The following is a 21854-nucleotide window of genomic DNA, read 5'->3' on the forward strand; positions in this document are numbered from 1 at the left end:
GCTCGCCTTCATAACCTTCAACTTCCTGCCTTCATTTGTTCATATTGCGTTCATAAATCTCCTTAATAATGAGAGATAGATGGTTGATCAATCAACATCATTACAAGGGGGTCATCACGTGTTTCTAGCACTGAGAGAATTAGCTTATTCCAAGCTAAGATATATCATGGTCGGCCTTATCATCTTTCTATTATCGTTTTTAGTACTTTTTGTATCCGGACTTGCACAAGGGCTTGCGAACGATAATGCTGCTGCTATTCAAAACATGGAAAATGAAGCTGAATATTTCGTCATCGATGAAGAAGCTGAACTGCAACTGACACGTTCACTCATTGACGACGAGGATCAACAAATCGTCAATAACCATGTTGATGATACCCAAATTTTGGGTGTGCATCAAGGAACGATTCAGGATGAGGAAGAATCTATCACGGATATTACTAAATTTTTCGTCGATCCAGACTCCAATTTGTATCCTGAAGTTACCGAAGGCGAGCTGCCATCTGAGGGACATGAAGTACTCGCCAATGAATCGATTCAAGAAGATGGTTATGCCGTTGGTGATGAATTTCTCGAAGATACGACTGAAGAAATTTTTACAATTTCAGGTTTTACGAGCAACCAAACCTATAGCCATACCCCGGTTTTATATGTAACCGAAGAGGGTTGGCAGGAAATGAGCGGGAGCGACCCGGGAAGTGATGACGATGAACTTCTGGCAAGCGCGCTCGTGCTCCCGGAGATTAGTGAGGAGACGGTCAATGATCTGAACAACGAACTCGGAGACGGCGAAGTGGTTACTATACAAGAATCACTTTCCGGAATTCCTGGTTATAGTGAGGAGCAAGGCTCGTTGTGGATGATGATTGTTTTCCTATTCATCATTTCAGCATTCGTGCTCGCGGCATTCTTTTATGTCATCACTATCCAGAAATTGACGCAATTTGGGATTTTAAAAGCAATCGGAGCAAACGTAAGTGAGCTTGCCCGGGCCATTCTCGTACAGGTTGTCATCATTTCTGTTACAAGTGTCGCAGTAGGCATCGGTGCAACTTATCTGGTTGCCGCATTATTGCCAGTAGGGATGCCTTTCATGTTACCAGTGACGATGGTTGCATTGCTTGCCGGACTATTTATCGTTGTCGCTATACTTGGTTCACTGCTCTCCCTCTATAAAGTGAAAAAAGTCGATGCTCTTGAAGCGATTGGAGGAATGGAAGCATGACAGCTAAATTAGTTATGGAAAATATAGGGATGAAATTCGGTGAAGGTAGCGGGAAAACGACCGTGCTTGATGATGTAAATCTGTCCATTGATACAGGAGAATTCGTAGCCATCACAGGACCTTCAGGTTCAGGAAAAAGCACTTTGCTTTCCATCGCCGGGGCTCTGCTTACACCCACTCGAGGGAGGCTGTTACTCAATGGGGAAAACGTCTCCACATTGAGTCCTAAGGAAAGTACAGCGATGCGGCTGCATAACATTGGCTTTATTTTTCAATCGGCGCATTTGATTCCATATCTTCGCGTTGAAGATCAATTGCTTTATATCGGTAAAATCGCGAAGCTTCCCAAACAACAAGCGAAAAAGCGTGCACATGAACGGTTAGCGATGTTGGGACTTACGCATCGAAAAAGACACTATCCGGCAAACTTGTCTGGCGGAGAGCGTCAGCGGGTTGCGATTGCACGCGCATGGATGAACGATCCGGAGTTATTGCTAGCTGATGAACCAACCGCGAGTCTTGATGCTTCCAGAGGACAAGAAGTGGTCGAGACGTTGGCCAAACAGGTGAAAGAGCAGCAAAAAGCCGCAGTCATGGTTACCCACGACACACGTTTATTTGATCTATGCGATCGTGTCATCACACTTTCCGACGGAAAAATTGAACAAAGCATGAAAGAAATGGTAAGCACATAGCCAATAAGGGGTAAACGTAGCATCCGACGATTTTGCCACCATTTGTTGTTAAATAGCATGGAGCCCGCCTAATAAGACGGGCTTTCCACCCAATACTTAATTCACCATCACAATAGCTATCTTTTATCTAAGTCCATCTCAAATCGCTCATAAGCCTTTTAACACTAGGGGAGCATACCAAAACAAATGAATTCATCCCCTGCATCGAGGGTGGAATAAGGGTTTGCCCCTCTTTTTCCAGTAATTAATCATACATTTGGTTAGATTTTTCCACCAATTGAGCACTGTATTTTTCAATCGCTTTACGCCAAACAAAGGTAATTTTATTGGCGTTCGCTTAGATTTTGGTTCCATCAATAAAATTGCTTCCTCTTCAATCTGTTCTTCTTGCACAAGCTGGCTACGAAATTGGATGAAGCACTGACGCAGTAATTCTTTTACGTCTGGATGAACACGGAAACGATTAATCGTGCGGTAACTCGGGTCATACCCTTGAGCCAGCCACATCATACGTACACGATCTTGCAGTTATGCTTCAATCTTCCTGCCAGAAAAAACCGATTGCGTTTGCGCACATAAAATGACTTTCATCATCCGCGGATGATAAGCTGGACAACCCGTTTCACGCTGGAAAGCTTCGAATGCATCATCCGGGGTATTTTCCACCGTATCATGCACAGCGTAAGCTATATCATTTTCTTGCATTTGGATTTCCAAATCTAGCGGCAAAACAACTTGATCCATGTTATAATGTTTAAACATAAGGGCACCTCCGCTGTTATTATGTGGTTACTTTAATTTTATCAGAGGGTGCCCTTTTTGTTTACGACAATTAATCGATCATATAAAAAAAGCGTGGTACTTCCCTTCATCGGTCAGTACCACGCTTTTTTCATTCTTACGGGGTTTTGTCCCAGCCCCTTTTGTTAAATAGTTTCTCGCTTAAACTCCAGCTAAAAAGACACCAATACCTTATTGTGTGTCAATGTCCCGTCCGCCATCTTTTTAAGATAACGACCAAGGTCATCTACGCCAATCAAACGAGAGATCATCGGTTTAAATTGAATATCACCTTCGCCCATATGTTTTAATGTCGATTGCCACGCTTGACCGGGATAAGGTGAGGTGTAAGAATTCCAGGATCCTTTAATCGTTATTTCACCCCGCATGATGTGATCCATGGCTTCTTTATTCAACGCTAGCCCCTGGTGAGTGATGCCTAAAAAGATGACCTGTCCTTTTTTTCTTGCAGCTAAAATTGCCTGCTGTTGTGTAATCACACTTCCTGCCGTTTCAGCAACGACATCAGCCCCGCCCTCCGTATATGTTCTTACTTTATCAATCATATTGTTTTCTTTAGCATTCACGGTTATATCAGCGCCAAGTTCTTTAGCCAATGTCAGTTTATCCTCGAAGATGTCCACGGCAATCACTGTCGTTGCGCCAAAAATCTTCGCCCATTGCAATGTCAACTGGCCGATTGGACCACAACCTATGACGACAACAGCATCTCCTGGCTGAATGGCTGCTTTTTGCAAACCATGATATCCAATGCTCGCCGGTTCCGTACCTGTTGCCGTTTCAAAATCCAGGCGATCATCTATAGGCAGTACGTGATTATTCGGAACTTTGACATATTCCGCAAAAGCACCGTCACTTCCCGTGCCGATGATATTATAGTCATCACACAACCCGTAATGACTCGCTTTACAATGACGGCATTTGCCACAAGGTACCAATGGTGCAACCACAACACGAGCACCCGTTTTGAGGTAACCTGAATTTTTTCCTATTTCCATGATGGTTCCGGAAAATTCATGGCCGAGAATAAGCGGATATTTACGGGCGCCGGTAACCATTGATCTCGGAACGTCGGAACCACAAATGCCACAATACTTTACTTTAATAAGGATCTCATCTTCACCTAATTGTGGTATATCCACCCATTCTGAACGAATATCACCCAGACCATATAAAACTGCTGCTTTCATTTTTTCTTTCAATAGGTACACCTCACATGTTGTACGTACAATTAGAACCATTATATAAATGTATTACCCTGATTTCAATGCCGTCCCTATAAAATCAAGCATTTATTTGCAATAAACAGGTTGATTATTCGAGTGAATTCCTTTATTATTTTATATAACATGTACGTACAATTGAGAGGTGCTTATGTTAGAAACTTTGAAAAAAGAAGTCCTTGAAGCGAATCAACAGTTAGTGACTCACCATCTTGTAACTTTTACGTGGGGAAATGTAAGCGGATACGATCCTAAAGAAAATTTGATGGTGATAAAACCATCCGGTGTCCCTTATGAAGATTTACAAATGAAAGACATGGTCGTTGTTGATCTGGAAGGAAAACTGGTTGATGGTACCTTAAATCCCTCATCAGATACACCAACACATCTGGAATTGTACAAAGCCTTCCCGGAAGTCCGGGGTATCGTTCACACACATTCAGAGTGGGGAACTGCATGGGCTCAAGCCGGGAGAAGCATTCCGTGTGTGGGGACTACCCACGCGGATTACTTTTATGGGGAAATCCCCTGTACCAGGCGCCTAACACCAAGCGAAGTGAACAACGGGTATGAAAAAGAGACGGGTACAGTGATTATCGAAGCATTTCATCATAAAAACCCCCTTAAAGTACCCGGGGTTGTCGTCCATGGACATGCACCTTTTGCCTGGGGACGCTCGCCTGCCGACGCGATACACAATTCGGTTGTTTTTGAAAAAGTTGCAAAAATGACCTTTCTGTCGGAGCTACTTCAGGGCGAACAACCACATCGTCTTGACCATCACATATTGAATAAGCACTATGAGCGCAAACATGGCAAAAATGCTTATTATGGGCAATCAAATTAATTTGAATAACATTCCACACAGTTCTAGAGATGGCTGATGCGTAATGATTACACCTTCAAATTCTCCTAAACGCTACTCATCACTGAGCACAGACCGACCAACGATTTGAGTTTATGAAGGGGTTCATTTTCGATATTGATTTCAGGCTGCCCCATTATTGCTGAAGCCATCGGCCCAAAAAAATAATAGAAGGCTATGAAGAGGACTATACATCCCATACCTTAAGTAACTGTTTGATTAAAAAATTTCATAATCCCCAAATGCTCCGCCCCTTTTTTGGATGTGATCGCATTAGGGGTGTAGCGTTTGATCATTTCTGCCCCTATTTTGGCAAGATGCACACGTTCTTTCGCAAGTGCCAAATTTTGTGCTTCCAGATGTTTGCCTGACGGATAGACATCCGGATGATTTCTTAAACCAAATTTAATGTACACCGGCGCTAAAATCCGAATCCGTTCCGGAATTTCATAGTATCTGAGAAAACCACCAAAATTATCAGACACCTCGACATACAAATCAATCGGGATATCAATGGCTGCCCGAATTGCGGCTAGTTTTGGCAAGGTAAGTGCTGTAGGAACATTGTACGTGTCTGCTCCGATATCTTGTATTAAACGAATGGAAACCGGATTAGCAGCCATCATTTGCACCGATACTTTGATAACAAAGTCCTGCGGAAGCAAGCCATCTTCCTTCATTTTCTTAGTCATGATCAGCAGCCCTTCATCTGCGACCAATGCGCCACAAACCTAATTCAGCACCGTGACGAAGTTCTTCCATGGCATACAAGAGTTGATCTGCACCTTCATGTCGCAAAGCAATTACTTGACCAGCAGACTTTAATGGTTGTGCCCTCACATCCCAAGTGCCACGGGGTCAACAAACATGCTTAACTCCATTTGGTTCTATGCGGCGAGTTGGTTCATTTCTTTAATTTCTTCATCACTCAGTAACATAATGCCACTACCTTGAGAGATTCTGTGTATCAGTACATCATGACGCTCAATCTCATCAAGGGTCGTTTTTAACGCAGCGATGCCCTCTACACTCGGAAGTTCCACCCGATATTGTGCGCCATCTGGAAAACGCTTTTCGGAAGAGGGTAATTCATAGATATCTGAACCCGGATACCCATGTTGCCTCAAAAGATTTTTTGTGATTTCCACATTTGATCTCCTCATTTCATGGATGTTTATGTTGGCGGCAATGAGCTTGGAAACACCGTATTCTTCCCTGTTTAACATTCCGGAAAATTGATCAACAGCTTGATTAATTGCCTCTTGGGAAGGTGCATCGGTCAATAACTCCAAAGCTGAATGAACCAGACCAAAACCAGCAACTATGTGCCGTGAGCTATTACCAGTACCATTAAAAGCACAAACACCACCTTGTTCATCACATGTGTTTACTGCCAATTGTTTTTCAAAATATTTGTGTTCCGTTTTATTGATCACCTGATGTGCCACTGCTCTTTCAAAAACACCCTGGAATGAGAGGTATTCGAAGAGCATTGAAGAATGTAAGACATGGCATCATGCAAGTCATCAGCGATATCAGGAAGACCCAGACCCTTGGCTCTTTCTGCAATTTCCTCTAATTCATTCCAAAGTGGATCAAGAATTGTTCCGCCCTGAAGAACATGAGCCGGGGGAAAAGTCGCGATAATAAACGGTGCTTCTCCCCGCTCTTGTCGCAAACGATCCAATTGGGCCAATCCACTAACGACACCGAGCGGCTGTTTATCACATCCTTGAATAACGAACGCACCATGATAGTTATGTGCCTCAAGTTGATTTCCTATCATCTGTGCCACTGCATTTCGACTTTGCAGTGAATAACTCATCCCCTGATTACTTTGGGCAGTGCCATCACACATCACAGGTGTAGAGAAATAAAACGGAACCCCTCCATTTTGCCATATTCGGATAGCAGCTCTAGATGATGTTTGAAAATCCATAATATGTGCGGGGTGATCCGAAGAACCGCCAATAATTGCAATTCGGGGAGCATTTTATCAAGGCGATCATAGATCTCTTCCAATGTCCAATCTGGAACATCACCTTCATAGTATTGTCCGAGCGTTTGCTTAGAACGATCTAACAATCCTGCGACTGTAATTGGCTCATTTGCTTTGCCTTGCACGTTATCTCTATATGGATTATAAGCGTTTTCAATTAGAGGGAACTTGGTCAAACTCCATCACTCCTTTTAGTGTAATAGCCTCTCGGCATTCGCCGAGGCCCGAGGCGAATGCGGCAAGGGATTCATTGTCGCATCCTTTTGGTTATCCTCCTACCACCGGTAGGAGATTGGTTTTTAATTTAATTCGTATGAACCGTAAAAATTTCTTTGTTGAAATCCCCTTCATAATCGCCAATAAAGGGGAACTTTTCCCTTACTACGATTTTGGGGATTTTTCATTTGAAACCAACGGTTCTTCCTCATGACACGTAACAAACCTTTGTCATGCAACAACTCAAAGAGCACTACTGTCAATCCATTCTCTACCTACATCAGGGTTGGCCACTCATCCTCAAATGTTGGCAGACCGACCTCTCCGGTATTACCGCCCAGCTGCAAGATCTATACGCGGCATGATAATATAACCGCATAAACATATAGCTGGAAGCTATTAACAATCTATGCGGTTTGTTTTCGATTATCAATTTTGTCTGTAGTTAACAGCATTATCCTCATAATTGTAAAACTGAGAAGACTGCCTGAGAAAAATAAAATAACAGCAGGTACTAAAAGAGAAAAGTAGATAACCCCTCCTATTAAAACAAAAAAGGCAAGAGTTATTGGTATTCTAGCGAAACCAATAACAACTGCATTTTTAAAAAGGTTAAACAAAGGCGTGTCGTAATGCACATATAATGGAAAGATATTCATTGCAACAACCGCAAACAAAATTACAAGGAAATAGTAAGCAAAAACGACTATAGGAGAAAAATCAATTATTCCATTCATTAGAAGCTCAAAATTAATATAAAGAATGACAGCACTAATTAATAGAACCCAGCCAATAATATTTACTTTCCAGAAATCTTGTTTGAATGCATTCATGAATGTTTTAAATACAGGGATTTCTGTTCCTTCAATTATCCATTTCCGACACACAGTAAGCATAGAGGTTAGTGCCGGAAACGATCCAACAACAAACAGACCAGCAATGCTTGCTCCGATCCAAAGTATGTTTAAAAATGCAAGCCTTGTTAACCATTGGAATAATTCATCTATCTTGTTGACCTGTTGTTGCATGATTATCCCCCATTCTTTATATGGACAAGTTATTAACTATCCTTTTACACCACCCACGGTTAGACCAGAAATAAAGAAACGTTGGAAGAACAGGAACAAAATGACAATGGGCACAACTGTTAATAACGATCCTGCAAAAAGCAGTTCATAGTTGTTTCCATATGGTGTTAGAAGTGTAGCCAAACCAACCGGAAGTGTGAACATATCACTTGATCTCAAGACAACTAGAGGCCAGAGGAAGTTATTCCAGCTCATTAAACCTTGTAGAATAGCCATTGCTGCAAAAGACGGCACCATTAATGGCGCCATAATCCGGAAAAAAATACCGAATTCTGAGCAACCATCCATACGAGCTGACTCCATTAAATCCTTAGGCAGACCCAGCGCATATTGGCGAAAGAAAAACACTGCTATCGGGGCTACAATCATTGGTAGTATAACAGCCATATACGTATTCATTAGATTTAAGTCATTCATAAGCTGGTAGAGTGGTAACATCAAAATCTCAAATGGAATCATTAGAGTAAACAAAACAAGCACAAAGATAAGTTTGCCGCCTTTAAAATTATACATAGACAGCGCATAACCAACCATTGATGAAAAAAACAACGATAGAACAATCAAGATAGCACTTATTGCTAAACTGTTACCATACCAGCTCCAGTACTGTGAGGCTTCCTCAGAGAAGATTGCAACATAGCTATCTAAATTTAGTTCTGCAGGGTTTATAAGAAAAGTTAACCCGTCTCTCATCAATACAGAAGCAGGTTGAAAAGATGCAACCAAAAGAGACACAATTGGGAATAAGGCAATTATCGTAATCACTACGAATCCAGCTGTTATTATTGCACTCCACATTTTTCGTTTTCTTAAAATCATAACATTGCACACCTCTTCTAATCGTCCTTAAATGCCCCTACGAATTTCAGTTGTAGAATAGTGATAATAAAAATAATCAACAGCAACACTACCCCAATAGCAGCACCAAATCCTAAGTCGTTTTGTGAGATCCCTTCTTGATAGATGTAGCCCACTATTGTTAATCCAATATTTCCCGGAGAAGAGGTTTCCCAAAAAACAAAGCTTTCTTCAAACATTCGAAATCCATTTATGATACTAATGGTAGACACGAAAATAATAACCGGTTTCAAGGAAGGCAGTGTTACGTAAAAAAATTTTTGAATCGCTGTCGCCCCATCTATATCAGCCGCTTCATACAGCTCTTCGGACACATTCTGGAGCGCTGCCAGAAAATAGAGAACGTTAACGCCCATCCATCTCCAAGATGCTAGAGTTACCATCAAAAACATAGCTGTAACAGAACCATAGCGCCACTCCAAAGGTTCAAATCCAAAAAACTCAAGTGTTGCGTTTGCTACCGCAGCATCTGACTCTGCAAAAATCATTCTGAATATAACACCCGCAACAATAACTGATGTCAAAGCCGGGAGAAATAGAGATGCCCGGAAAAGGTTTCGAAATTTTAGTAATCTGCTATTTAAGAATGTAGCTAAAATAAGGGGAATAACTACTAAAATAATAACCGTTAAAATAACATAAATGGTTGTATTTTGTAGTGCTGTATAAAAATTAGGAGTCAGTAACCTTTCATAGTTTGATAACCCTACAAATGTCACCTGCCCAGGTAATATAGATTGAAAGCTCATAATGAATGCCTGAATCATCGGGTAAAGAAACAGAACCAAAAAGGAAATAATAAACGGAGACACAAATACATAAGGAGCAATCCGTTTAGAAGTCTTTATCTTAGACCAAAGGGATGGTTTAGTATACAGACGATCTTGTTTTGTTTTAATTTCAGTAGTTTTTTCCAAAGTGTCATCCTCCCCTCACTCAACGAATAATTAAGAAGAGAGAGAAAGTAAGATCCCCCTCTCTTTTTATTAAATTTGTTAGTCTGTCGCACCGCTTCTAACTGCCTCAGCAGCATCATTTAATGCCCGTTCTGGGTCCCCTTCATTTCGAATAGCCTCGTTAAATACGTTCGTATTTAATTCATTGGCTACGCTTGCTGTATCAGGAGTAACATTAAGAGCTTCTACTTCATCGGTTAATTCTGCCAACAAGTCGAAGATATCATCACCGAAGAACTGATAGAACTGGTTATCTTCTAAAACCTCTTCACTATCCCACACAGAGTATCGCGGCGGGTCAAACCCAAGATCTGTCCAAAGCGCTATATTAGCTTCTTCACTAATCTTGGCTTCAGACATGAGGCCTTTAGCAAGTTCTGGATTTTCTGTCTGATTTGTGACAACCGTACCTGTGCCTCCCATACCAGCAGTTCTATTTCCTCCTTCTTCCCAGGTTGGCATAGGCCGAATTTCAATTTTTCCTTCAAGGTCTTCCATATAATCTGTAAATCGTCCCATGTACCACATTGGCATGAGCACAGAAGCAGCTCCGCCGTCATTCATATAACCGTAGAACTCCTCTGCGTGATGCTCACCACCAGGTGCTGGTTCAGCAATTTCATGCTCATAAACCATATCCTGAAGGAATTGAAGTGTACTTATATTTATACCATTATCTAATGTAAGATCTCCATTTTCATCAAAGAAATCAGATCCTTGTTGACTTACCATAGCCCAGTAACCGAAATCATCTTCTGTTTCCACAGTTGCCATCATGGAATCCGTATTGTTAACTACTTGCTGACCAGCTTCAACGTAATCATCCCACGTTTCAATTGAATCAATGTCTACGCCTGCCTCATCCATAATTTCAGTATTGTAATACATAACGGTTGCACCGATATGGTAAGGGGTGCCATAATACTCTCCATCTTGAGCATAAATTTCAAACCTTTCTTCAACAGCATCATCAAATATAGGTTCAACGTACTCATTCATCGATTCGAATTGCGGTTCCCCTTCAAGGAAAGTGCCAAATTCACTGATTTCAATATCAGCAATATCTGGAGCTCCTTCACCGGATTGAAGCGCAAGACGTAAGTTGTTATGCATCTGATCATAAGGGAACACTTCAGCAACTAAAGTCACTTGGTCATCAGGATTTTCTTCATTCCATCTATCTACAGCCGATTCAAATAAATCAATATGAAGCTGCTGAAACGTCCAATAAGTTAACTCTGTTGCTTCACCGTCATCAGTACCAAATACTTCGGTATCCTCCGGGTCCTCTTCTTCTCCATCACCGCCACAAGCTGCTAGCACAAGTGCCGGAATTATCGCCAACCCTAAATATATCCTATTCACTTTTATTACCCTCCCTGAAACCGCCATCATAATATAAGGTGCTATTTTTGGAACAGAGCAAACATTTAAAGATATGGTTCTTTCACAAAGTACGGGGAGATTAATCAGTTTGCTTCATAAAATGCGTATTGCAGCGGTCTCGAATAAACGGCTTAAATGACTTCCCCCGCGAAATGTGATTGAACCAAAGATATAAAATCACATGCAGTTTAAAGAACACCTCTTTTCTGACCTTCTAAGGTTGCATAGGGTCAACAAAGAAAGTTCTAGAAATCTGAAAACATCGATGCTTCACTAAAATTATGCTTGAAAAACTATTCCCACTTTCCAATTAACCTCTCAGCTAAAGTGCTATAACTTCATATGCCTCTTCATTATCACATCATTCTCTTTCTGATTATCCAGCAAGTGTTTTAAGCCTCCCAAGTGTCGTAGGACTTTTTCTTCTGCTTTTTGGTCTTCGTAATGACTTATTGCAGTCAAGTGCAGGAGTAACGCATGTGGTGCTTCTTTGTTTGCAAATGCTCCAGACCTGGTATTGCTCAACTTGTTCTTTGATATCTTCAGCATTTACATCCGGTTCGTCTAAAATATGGCCATCCGTCCTTCCATTCCATATGTCTTATTTGCATTCTAATGACACCATCAGCATCTCCATCGTAATAATGATGAATCATATAGTATTTTCCGAATTTCTCGTAAACATCTTGCCCACCAGGACCTATTTGATTTGATTCGCTTCCAAGGATCACTGTTCCCCCACCTTCATCGAGTCGATTACCATCCTTGTAGACATAAGGTCCAGTGACAGATGTTGCACGCCCCATAGCGACCTTATAAGTACTGTCGATACCGCTGCAACACGTATCCCATGATGTGAGCAAGTAGTAAAATTCACCTTTTTTAAATATCGTTGGTGCCTCGATAGGATTGCTTTCAACATCCGGCCGAGAAGCTAAACTATGAATGTCTCCGATCGGTTCTGTCATGTCGTTAAGCTCTTGGAGTTTGATACCATCCCAATGTGAACCAAAGGCAATCCACCACTTATTACCATCTTGAAAAACGTGGGGATCGATCGCATTAAAATGATCTCCAGATTCGGATGTCAAAACAGGACCGAGGTCTTCCCAACTTTCCAGATCTCCTGGTGTTTCCGTGCGTGATAATTGCTGAATCATTAGTTCCAAAAGAAGAGGCTGCATCATACAAATAATATGTGTCGTCATTTTTTACAACTTGCGGAGCCCAAAGATGCTCCACATTGTAATCGAGTGTCCACTCCGGAAGAGGGACCTCACCAAGAGATTCCCATGGCCCTTCTAACGATCCATTCGATTTTCGAACATAAATACCACCAGGATCTTCTTCATCCAAAATTCCCGTTGAAAACACATAGTAAGTATCTCCATCTTGAATGATCGAAGAGTCATGCACCGGATCATCAATTTCTCCAGGAATAAACTCTCCAATGTCACCTGTCATATCCAGTTTTCCTTCTGGAAGGTTTGGCACTTTAAGTGAAAGGGTAGTCTGCTCATTTTCATAGTAGAGCATATACTCTTCACCTTCGACTTGATCAGTCGTATCCAGACGAACAATGCTCTTTTTTTCCTTTGGATCAATGACATTAGCAGCTAAAACGTCTATCTGATTCCCCTACAAAAGAGAACTGTTCCGCTTCCACACTGTTCGGTATTTCTTCAAAGATGACATCTAAGGTATTTATATTGACCGTATAATTTCAATTGGCTCGGATTCTAGATCTTCAATTCCATAAGCTTCTCCCCCAAAAGCAACAAGAAAAATCTATATTGCTATCAACATGTGACACTGCGCTTTCATGTTTTACCCCCGTTTATTAACTTTTTAATATCACTTTTGACTTCCGATGATTCTTCAACCCCTTCAACCTCTTCATAACATCATTCTCCCCGCGTCCAAAGTAATCATGTAAGCGTTTGTATTCTTCATATAGTTTTTGATAGATTGCGTGATTTTCTTGGTTTGGCAGGTATGGTTCAGGGTGCAATCTTGCCATGTGATTGGCTGCTTCTTCTATATCACTGTATCCGCCTACTTCTTTTCCAGCTGCTACTGCGGCGAACATGGCTGAACCGACGGCTGGCAGCTGTTCGCTTTCTCCTACGTAGATGGGGCGGTTTGTGACGTCGCTGTAGATTTGCATGAGCATTTTATTTTTAAAAGGAAGTCCCCCACAAGCATATAGCCTTTGAATCGGCACACCACCTTCCTCAAAGCTATTAATAATTCGATATGTCCCAAAAGCAGTGGCTTCAATCAGTGCGCGATAGATTTCTTCCGGTTTAGTGGAAATTGTGAGTCCTAGAATCAACCCTGTAAGGTCAGCGTCTACAAGAATTGAACGGTTCCCGTTCATCCAATCCAACGCTAACAATCCACTCTCACCCGGCTTCAACTGAGAGGCTTTTTCTTCCATTAGTTGGTGAATGTTTTTGCCTTGCTCGCGTGCCTCTACTTGAACTTCTTCAGAAATGTAATTCTCTACAAACCAATTGAAGATATCCCCTACGCCTGGCTGTCCAGCTTCATATCCATAGAAACCGGGGATGACACCATCTTCAACTACACCACACATTCCCTCAACAGCGCGCTCATTTTTTCCAAGCAATACGTGACATGTCGATGTTCCCATCACCATGACCATTTCTTCTTCTCGGGTTACACGCATCGCAGGTACACTCACATGTGCGTCTACGTTTCCAACAGCAACGGCTATTCCTGCAGGGAGGTTCATCTTTTCCGCCATTTCAGGTTGCAATTCTCCTGCTTTTTCACCTTGGGGATACACTTCACCCCGCAATTTAGTGTCATAGAGATCCACAAGTTTAGGGGAAAGGGCACGCAGTGTATCGGGCTGTATATATCCCTCTCTTTTGTGCCAAATCGCCTTGTAGCCTGCCGTACAGCTATTCTTTCTTACTACTCCGGTCATTTCCGATGTGACCCAATCCGTTGCCTCTAAAAATTGATCGGTTCGGTCGTAGACTTCCGGCTTTTCCTCCAGAATTTGCATAATTTTGGCGATCATCCATTCAGAAGATTGCTTTCCTCCGTAACGTGACAAAACATGGCGTTCCTTCTTTTCTAAAATCCGGTTTAGCTCATTCGCCTGGGGCTGTGCAGCGTGGTGCTTCCAAAGTTTTATCCAGCTATGCGGTTCTTCTTTCAAGTCATCAAGCAAACATAAAGGTAGATTCTGTTCATCTACAGGCAACATCGTACAAGATGTAAAATCAATGGAAATACCTATTACATCTTGAGGATCCACATTCGCCTTTTGGATAGCTTCAGGTACTGCAGTCGTCAATACTTCAATATAGTCGTGAGGATGTTGCAACGCCCAATCATCGGAAAGCGTTGTTCCATCTGGCAATTTTTCATCGATCACCCCGTGTGTGTATTCCGTCACGGCATTTTCTATTTCTTTTCCGTTTGCTAAATCAACCACTACCGCGCGCCCGGATTCGGTGCCAAAATCCACACCTATTGTATATTTGCTCATTACTAACCTGCTCCTTACCTATACATTCATCTTCCAATAACCCGACATACTTCTTAACTGATCTTTAAAGCTATTTACCCTTGTTTCTTCATCAATCACGGCACACTCGATATTCACCATTTCCGCGTAATCTTTTAGATCCTCTGCGTCTATTTCGAAAGACAAACAAGTATGATGAGCACCCCCGGCAGTAATCCAGGATTCTGTAGATACTTCCATCGATGGTGTCGGTTGCCATATAATCGTTGCTACAGGAAGATGCGGCATCGATTCATGGTTCTCAATGGCGTTTACTTTATTGACCACCAAGCGAAACCTTTCTCCCAAATCGATAACTGCTGCATTTACGGCTTCACCAGCCATTCCCTTAAATACCAATCGTGAAGGATCTTCCTTGCCACCCATCGTTAGTGGGTTCACCTGTATTTCTTGCTGTTCGCCTTCACCGGCGATTGTTGGGCAAACTTCGAGCATATGAGAGCCGATGATACTTTCTTCGCCCTTTTTCCAATGATACGTATAATCTTCCATAAACGACGTTTTCTTATTTCCCGATATGATTTTCATGATCCGAACCAAGCCAGCTGTTTTCCAATCCCCTTCGCCGCCAAAACCGTATCCTTTTTCCATGAGACGCTGGATGGCCAAGCCGGGGAGTTGTTTCATTCCATTAAGGTCTTCAAAATTTGTTGTAAGCGCTTGATAGTTATTTTTTTCCAGAAAATGTTCTAAAGCGACCTCGATTTTAGCTTGTTCTTTGACTGCTTCCCATTGTTCTTCTTTGACTTGTTTTGAAATCTTGTATCGGCTTTCATATTCTTCTAGCGTTGATGCAAGATCTTCCTCTCGTAATTGTCCAATCTCGTCAACAATTTCCCCGATTCCGTGCGCATGCACTTTCCAGCCAAATTTTACCTCAGCTTCAACTTTATCGCCCTCAGTTACTGCAACATTCCGCATAATGCCTCCGAAACGGGCAATTTTCAAATGTTGACCTTCTGCATGAGCAGCGGCTACATTCATCCATTTTCCGATCCTTTGTAAAACATCTTCATCATCCCAATGACCGGTGATAATTTTTCTCGGTATGTTCAACTTCTCTGTAATGAAACCAAATTCGCGGTCACCATGCGCGGATTGGTTGATATTCATAAAATCCATATCGATGGATTCCCATGGAACTTCTTTATGATATTGGGTATGAAAATGTAGCAAAGGTTTACCCAATTGTTTTAATCCGGCAATCCACATTTTCGCCGGGGAAAATGTGTGCATCCAAGTGATCACCCCGGCACATTGATCATAAGCGTTTGCTTGTAACAATGTCTTTCTTATTTCATCGGAAGTTTTCATTACTCCTTTGAATTCTATACTTTGCTGAACAGATCCGGATTCATTCATCCGCTTTACGATCTGCTCGGAATTGGCTTGCACTTCCTTAATGGCATCTTGTCCGTATAAGTTCTGACTTCCGGTTAAGAACCAAATTGAATATTTTCGATTGTCCGACATGAATTGTTACACCTCTATTTTGAATTAATCCACTTTCCTTTTTAGACGAACCATATTCCAGGACATTTTAGGAACCGCCGCCTTTAAAGATTGGTTGTCGATAATTGCATTCCCTATATTATGTGGTCTCACTTGTTCTTCGTCTTTTGTATTGACCGCTTTAGGATCATCATGCTCTAATACCACGTGCTCAAGAACATGGAAGTTTTCGAAAGATCGTAAATCACACTCTATATTCAGCGGCTCCGTTAAGTGTCTATTTGTTAGAAACAAGACCAACTCATCTCTCTCCTCGTTATAAACAACGGCACTATCCAGATACGGAATATCCGTAAATTCTTTAGAATCATATTTATCGGATTGAATGATTGGTTTTAAAGCCTTACCTCTCCCATAAACCGATAAATAATAATAGGGATAATAAATCGTCTGTTTCCAAGTCTTGCCTTGATTCTCGGTCATTATGGGCGCGATCACATTCACGAGTTGAGCCATAGCAGCAATTTTCACCCGGTCTGAATGATTGATCAGTGTATGCATCATGTTGGCAACAAGCAGTGCATCCTCGAAATTATAGACATCTTCCAATTGCGGGGGCGCCACTTGCCAAGGTTGCATACCCCTATCTGATTCCGTCGAGTGATACCATACATTCCACTCGTCAAAACTGAGATTGATCGTTTTATTGCTTCTCTTCTTTGCTTTAATGTAGTCACAAGTAGAAATGATCGTTTTAATAAAATCATCCATATCCAATGATTTCGCCAAGTAATTGGCGGTATCATTCTCATGATTTCCGTAATACTGATGAAGGGAGACATAATCGGCAAAATCATACGTATGTTCAAGCGTTATTGCTTCCCAATCGGGAAATGTTGGCATATTGTAATTAGAACTGCCACAACTCACCAATTCTATGGATGGATCCACAATCTTCATTGCTTTCGCAGTTTCATAAGCAACCCTTCCGTATTCTTCAGCAGTTTTTCCTCCCATTTGCCATGGACCATCCATTTCGTTGCCAAGGCACCAGGTTTTGATATTATGCGGATCTTTATAGCCATGTTTGATCCGAAGATCACTATAGTAGGTTCCGCCTGGATGATTGCAATATTCAAGAAGATTTCTTGCTGCATCCATACCTCTTGTCCCTAAATTCACGGCCATCATGACATCTGATTCTGCTTTCCTGGCCCATTCAGCAAACTCATTCGTACCAATTTGATTCGTCTCAATGGTGCTCCACGCAAGTTCCAAACGCCTTGGTCTTTGATCTTTAGGGCCAATGCCATCTTCCCAATTGTATGCGGATACCATGTTTCCACCAGGATATCTAACGATCGGTACTTGTAGGTCTTTTACCAAATCCAGTACATCTTGCCGAAAGCCATTTTCATCAGCAAGTTCATGCCCGGGATCATAAATGCCTCCATAGACTGCTCTTCCTAAATGTTCGATGAAAGATCCATAGATTCGCTCATCAATATCGGAGAGTACGTATTCTTTATCCACGATTACCTTTGCGCTGATTTGTTCGTTGCTCATTTTTAATCACACCCTAACTCAGAAATAATCAGAAAACACCCACAAAAATCTAAAATTCTAATATTTAATAAATTCATATACGCATTTCATAGCATCTTGGGTTTGCATAAGTCCTTTTTATGTATCACTTCCTTCTCAGAGTATAGAGAAAAACACTAAAAATAAACACTTGTACGTATAAGTTATTATTATTGAAACACACCAAAATGAATAATGCAATCGCTTTCTTGTTATTTTTTATCTTTTTCGATTTAATTGTACGTTCAAGTTTGGTATACTCTAGTAGCGAGGTGAACCATGACTGCTAAATATAAACAAATCAAACAGCATATTAAATCAAAAATTCTTGATGGATCTTTTCAACCTCATCAAAAACTTAACTCTGAATATGAATTCGTTGAGGAATTTCAAGTTAGCCGCCATACAATTAGACAAGCGATCGGGGAATTAGTGAGTGAAGGATGGCTTTATAGAAATCATGGGGTAGGTACGTTTTGTGCGGATCGCTCCAACATGGTTAATAATCCTTCACGCAAAAATATTGCAATCATTACAACCTACATCTCCGATTATATTTTCCCGCATTTAATTCGCGGGGCGGAGAGTTATCTGAGCGATAAAGGCTACAATGTGATGATTTTCAGTACAAATAATGAGTTTGAAAAAGAAAAACTTGCACTTGAAAATATCTTAACCCAACAAGTAGACGGGGTGATTATCGAGCCTACAAAAAGTGCTTTTTCCAATCCAAATTTAAGTTATTATTTAAATCTGGAGAACTCCAATATTCCTTATGTTATGTTTCACGCCTATTATGAAGAATTGGATCCATTTAGCTTAACATTAAATGACGAAGCGGCAGGTTTTTTAATTACGGAACATCTGATTAGGCGTGGACACAAAAATATTATTGGTGCTTTTAAAAATGATGACACCCAAGGCATTCAGCGGATGAAGGGGTTTTTCAAGGCGCATCGTAAACACAATTGCCGAATAGACCCTTCCTTGTTAATTACGTACTCTACATTGGAAAAAAATGATAAATCCGTACGAGAAGTTGGTAAACTTTTGAAGCGCAATGATAATAAGCCGACGGGTATTGTGGCTTATAACGATGAACTGGTGATTAAGCTTTTGAAAGTCCTTCGATCGCATCAACTTAGTGTCCCTGACGACATTTCCATCCTGGGTATTGATGATTCCCATTTTACGGAAGCTACCGAGATTAAGTTTTCTTCCGCCAAGCACCCAAAAGAAAAGTTAGGACAAGATGCAGCGAAAATGATTGTTGATTTAATCGAAGGTCGGGACAGGGAAGTCGATTCCATCGTTTATGAACCTGAACTGGTTTTAAGAAATTCTTCCAAGGACCTTACTGCTGCCACGACAACAACCATATAATCCCCTCTTCCCAACCCATGGTGTTACTCTTATAACCTTCTAATCTTCCAATTCTGGATAAATTAATAACATTGTGATGGTAATTGGATCAAGCATGATTTTTTTGCAGGCGATCATCGACTCGTTATTTTAACGGACAGTGGTTTCCCCATTGTCCGTTTTCTTTAATCAAAACTTAAACGCAACCTCTCGATATTATAAACTCGAGTTTCGCGCCCCAAAGAAAAAGGGATTCCAGCTGCACAAATGATATGAAAACCCTAATATGCCAGTCCTTTTGTAAACTTCCATTTTAACCCTGCAAACGACATTATGCTTTCAAAAAACTGATTTACCAAAAATGTAAATATTTCACAGAGTTCCCATTGCTTATGGCACGTTTGGTGGAGTGCGAAGATAATAAAAGAGACACGGGGGAGTGGCCTCGCGTCTTTTATTGGGATCGTATAACAGCTTTTCTCGACCTATAAAATGATTATTTTTCCACCCCTAACGACAACTCTCCCTTATCACTAACTCCGTGGCAATTTCTACTGTTTTACTAATCACCCGATTTCCGTTTAACCTTTCGAATACCATATCTACTGCTGTTTCTCCCATTAATTCTGTATGAACTCTCACTGAACTCAATGGTGGGTATAGATATTTCGCAATGCTGACATCGTTCATACTGATAAGGCACATCTCATCAGGAATACGTACATTATTTTCTTGCAGTGCGCGTAAACTGCCTACAGCCATGGTGTCATTGGCAAGGAAGAGTGCATTCGGTCTTTGTTCCAGTGAGTGTTCGTGCAACAACTGTTTCGTTAAGTTATAACCATCTTCCACCGAAAAATGACCGGTATACATCCATCGCTCGTCAAAAATCCGCTTTTCTTGCAAGTAGCTTTTATACGTGGTCGCGCGAATGTCCAATATCGGTGCATATTTTTGCGCGTACGTCTCTTTTCCTCCGATAAAACCGATACGAGAATAGCCACTTTCCAGAAAGTAATCGATCACTTTTTTTGTTGCGTGATAAAAGTTCGCAATGACGGAGTCATACTGATCTTCATTCGGATTCGAGTCTACAAAGATGAGATGCGGAGCCTCTTTAGATAATTTTTCTGCCTGTTCGGGATGAAATTTCCCAACCGCGATGATGGCTTTTGAGTTTTCTTGTACACCGTTATGAATAAAATCATCATATACATATTTTTTAAAGTTGATTTTTTGGGCTCGACATCTCTCTTCAATGCCTAACCGAATCGACATGTAATAGAGATCTTCCAATTCTTCTTGTTCCGTATACCAATAAACAATCGTAATTGAATCGACAGTAGTATTTTTCTTCGTATGTTTCTTGTAGTCCAATTCTCCTGCCACTTCAAATATTCTTCGTTTCGTGTCTTCTCCGACTGAGAGGGTTTTATCGTAATTCAGTACTCTGGAAACCGTCGCGATGGAGACGCCCGCCTTCTTGGCAATATCTTTTATCGTAGCCATATTTATAACGCTTCCTTTTCTCTTATTCCATGCTGCTTACAGTATAAACCGTTTCTGAGTGATATGTCTCGTCGGCGGATATAAAACAGGTGGGTCTTTCCAGGCCGGAAAACACTTGCGGAAGTCGTTGCGTTTCAATGCAAACGCCCCGAAAAGGGGTTCCATTTCCACCTTTAAGCGGTTGATCGGTTTCTAATTTTTGTGCAGTGTAAATGACAGCGCCCGGCTCTGTGGTGGTTATATGCAAAGACTGTCTGGAAAGCGGATCAAACAATCTGATCGGTGCTTGCGCTTTATTCTCTTGCCAAATAAAAAAATGATCGATGCCGCCATGAGCTGTTTCGATTTGCGGATGCTGCGCGTCGACAATCTTCCGAATGCTTGTTTTTTCTCGGATATCAAATGCAGTGTTTTCTGGTTCAATCAACTCACCTGTTGGAATTAATTCATCATCGAGTGCCAACACAGATTCCACCGGAGCCTGAATTTGATGCCCCAAAATTGTGGCATCCACTTCAGTTGTCAGATTAAAATAACTATGATTGGCAATGCTGAGCCATGTATCTTGATCACTGACTGCTTCCACTTTCATCCGTATTTCATCTTGATCCTTTTTTAATACGTAAGTAACCTTCAGATTCACTTTACCCGGATAGCCTTGCTCACCGTGCGTTGATGCATAAAATAAATGCAACCACAAATCTGAATCGGTCTCTTCATAATGATAATCCCAAAAAACATCGCTGAAACCTTGATCCCCGCCATGTAGATGGTGGTGTCCCTCATTTTGGGAAAGCGGCCATTTATGATCCAAGATCTTCATCTCACCGTGCGGAACCCGTCCTGCTACACGTCCTACAATGGCTCCAAGATAATTGGTATCGGTCAAATAGTCCATCGGATTCTCATATGCGAGCACCAAGCTATGATCAGGTTGGTTGGAGGGATACCAACCAGTGATTCTCCCTCCATAATTCAACACACATAAACGTGCGCCGATCTCGTTGATCATTTCCAATTGCATCAAGTCATGTCCTTTGTAAACCTGAATTCGCTGTTCTTTAAACAAG

Annotated in this window: 17 protein-coding genes and 3 pseudogenes; 4 read left to right on the forward strand and 16 right to left on the reverse strand. The window is 41.4% G+C overall.

Going from position 1 to position 21854, the window contains the following annotated elements; translation table 11 throughout:
* The first annotated feature begins 118 nt into the window (after window positions 1-118).
* Together HNR44_RS14145 and HNR44_RS14150 are read left to right on the forward strand one after the other, a co-directional pair.
* Window positions 119-1225: an FtsX-like permease family protein gene (locus HNR44_RS14145; protein WP_184404972.1), complete on the forward strand. Its 1107-nt coding sequence runs from the start codon at window positions 119-121 to the stop codon at window positions 1223-1225.
* A complete protein-coding gene (locus tag HNR44_RS14150) occupies window positions 1222-1920 on the forward strand; it encodes an ABC transporter ATP-binding protein (RefSeq protein ID WP_184404973.1) in 699 nt (232 codons plus the stop codon). Before HNR44_RS14145 ends, HNR44_RS14150 begins: the two co-directional genes overlap by 4 nt.
* A 247-nt stretch (window positions 1921-2167) precedes the next feature.
* Here the strand turns inward: HNR44_RS14150 and HNR44_RS14155 are convergent.
* Together HNR44_RS14155 and HNR44_RS14160 are read right to left on the reverse strand one after the other, a co-directional pair.
* A pseudogene (locus tag HNR44_RS14155) lies at window positions 2168-2682 on the reverse strand (transposase); the annotation flags it as partial.
* Window positions 2683-2873: 191 nt separating this feature from the next.
* Complete coding sequence (locus tag HNR44_RS14160; RefSeq protein ID WP_184404974.1) at window positions 2874-3923, reverse strand: galactitol-1-phosphate 5-dehydrogenase; 1050 nt, start codon at window positions 3921-3923, stop codon at window positions 2874-2876.
* A gap of 172 nt (window positions 3924-4095) precedes the next feature.
* On the opposite strand from HNR44_RS14160, the gene HNR44_RS14165 reads away from it, so the two are divergent.
* Window positions 4096-4791: an L-ribulose-5-phosphate 4-epimerase gene (locus tag HNR44_RS14165; protein ID WP_184404975.1), complete on the forward strand. Its 696-nt coding sequence runs from the start codon at window positions 4096-4098 to the stop codon at window positions 4789-4791.
* Between the two features lie 221 nt (window positions 4792-5012).
* Here the strand turns inward: HNR44_RS14165 and HNR44_RS14170 are convergent.
* The 12 genes and pseudogenes from HNR44_RS14170 to arfA all read right to left on the reverse strand — a co-directional run bounded on the left by HNR44_RS14170 (window position 5013) and on the right by arfA (window position 17895).
* A pseudogene (locus tag HNR44_RS14170) lies at window positions 5013-5936 on the reverse strand (U32 family peptidase).
* Window positions 5913-6984, reverse strand: a pseudogene (locus tag HNR44_RS14175) (dihydroxy-acid dehydratase domain-containing protein); the annotation flags it as partial. The pseudogenes HNR44_RS14175 and HNR44_RS14170, both read right to left, overlap by 24 nt.
* Window positions 6985-7431: 447 nt before the next feature.
* Entirely contained in the window at window positions 7432-8052 is a 621-nt protein-coding gene (locus HNR44_RS14180) for a YesL family protein (RefSeq protein WP_184404976.1), read from the reverse strand.
* A 36-nt stretch (window positions 8053-8088) separates the two neighbouring features.
* Entirely contained in the window at window positions 8089-8931 is an 843-nt protein-coding gene (locus HNR44_RS14185; protein WP_184404977.1) for a carbohydrate ABC transporter permease, read from the reverse strand.
* Between the two features lie 17 nt (window positions 8932-8948).
* Window positions 8949-9887 carry a carbohydrate ABC transporter permease gene (locus tag HNR44_RS14190; RefSeq protein WP_425489459.1) on the reverse strand — a complete coding sequence of 313 codons (939 nt, stop codon included), beginning with the start codon at window positions 9885-9887 and terminating at the stop codon, window positions 8949-8951.
* Between the two features lie 78 nt (window positions 9888-9965).
* Window positions 9966-11291 (reverse strand): ABC transporter substrate-binding protein, encoded by a 1326-nt coding sequence (locus tag HNR44_RS14195; RefSeq protein ID WP_343069524.1) that lies wholly within the window; start codon window positions 11289-11291, stop codon window positions 9966-9968.
* Between the two features lie 351 nt (window positions 11292-11642).
* Window positions 11643-11861, reverse strand: a complete 219-nt coding sequence (locus tag HNR44_RS18125) for an FIMAH domain-containing protein (RefSeq protein ID WP_425489460.1) — start codon at window positions 11859-11861, stop codon at window positions 11643-11645.
* Window positions 11855-12472, reverse strand: coding sequence for an arabinan endo-1,5-alpha-L-arabinosidase (locus HNR44_RS14200; protein ID WP_246407508.1), 618 nt, complete (start codon window positions 12470-12472; stop codon window positions 11855-11857). Before HNR44_RS14200 ends, HNR44_RS18125 begins: the two co-directional genes overlap by 7 nt.
* Entirely contained in the window at window positions 12375-12848 is a 474-nt protein-coding gene (locus HNR44_RS14205) for a glycoside hydrolase family protein (protein WP_184404979.1), read from the reverse strand. Before HNR44_RS14205 ends, HNR44_RS14200 begins: the two co-directional genes overlap by 98 nt.
* 304 nt (window positions 12849-13152) lie before the next feature.
* Window positions 13153-14838 carry a ribulokinase gene (locus HNR44_RS14210; protein WP_184404980.1) on the reverse strand — a complete coding sequence of 562 codons (1686 nt, stop codon included), beginning with the start codon at window positions 14836-14838 and terminating at the stop codon, window positions 13153-13155.
* A gap of 18 nt (window positions 14839-14856) precedes the next feature.
* Window positions 14857-16350, reverse strand: a complete 1494-nt coding sequence (gene araA / locus HNR44_RS14215; protein ID WP_184404981.1) for an L-arabinose isomerase — start codon at window positions 16348-16350, stop codon at window positions 14857-14859.
* Between the two features lie 24 nt (window positions 16351-16374).
* The gene (arfA, locus tag HNR44_RS14220; RefSeq protein WP_184404982.1) at window positions 16375-17895 is read right to left on the reverse strand and encodes an arabinosylfuranosidase ArfA; all 1521 of its coding nucleotides are present in this window, start codon (window positions 17893-17895) and stop codon (window positions 16375-16377) included.
* 297 nt (window positions 17896-18192) lie between these two features.
* Here arfA and HNR44_RS14225 point away from each other — a divergent pair, with 297 nt between their 5' ends.
* Window positions 18193-19296: a GntR family transcriptional regulator gene (locus HNR44_RS14225; protein WP_184404983.1), complete on the forward strand. Its 1104-nt coding sequence runs from the start codon at window positions 18193-18195 to the stop codon at window positions 19294-19296.
* A gap of 489 nt (window positions 19297-19785) precedes the next feature.
* Here HNR44_RS14225 and HNR44_RS14230 read toward each other — a convergent pair whose 3' ends face one another.
* Together HNR44_RS14230 and HNR44_RS14235 are read right to left on the reverse strand one after the other, a co-directional pair.
* A complete protein-coding gene (locus HNR44_RS14230) occupies window positions 19786-20784 on the reverse strand; it encodes a LacI family DNA-binding transcriptional regulator (protein WP_184404984.1) in 999 nt (332 codons plus the stop codon).
* Between the two features lie 22 nt (window positions 20785-20806).
* On the reverse strand, window positions 20807-21853 hold the full coding sequence (locus HNR44_RS14235) for an aldose epimerase family protein (protein ID WP_184404985.1): 1047 nt from the start codon (window positions 21851-21853) through the stop codon (window positions 20807-20809).
* Window position 21854: the final 1 nt, after the last annotated feature.

Source organism: Geomicrobium halophilum (assembly GCF_014207655.1).
Taxonomy (GTDB): domain Bacteria; phylum Bacillota; class Bacilli; order Bacillales; family Marinococcaceae; genus Geomicrobium; species Geomicrobium halophilum.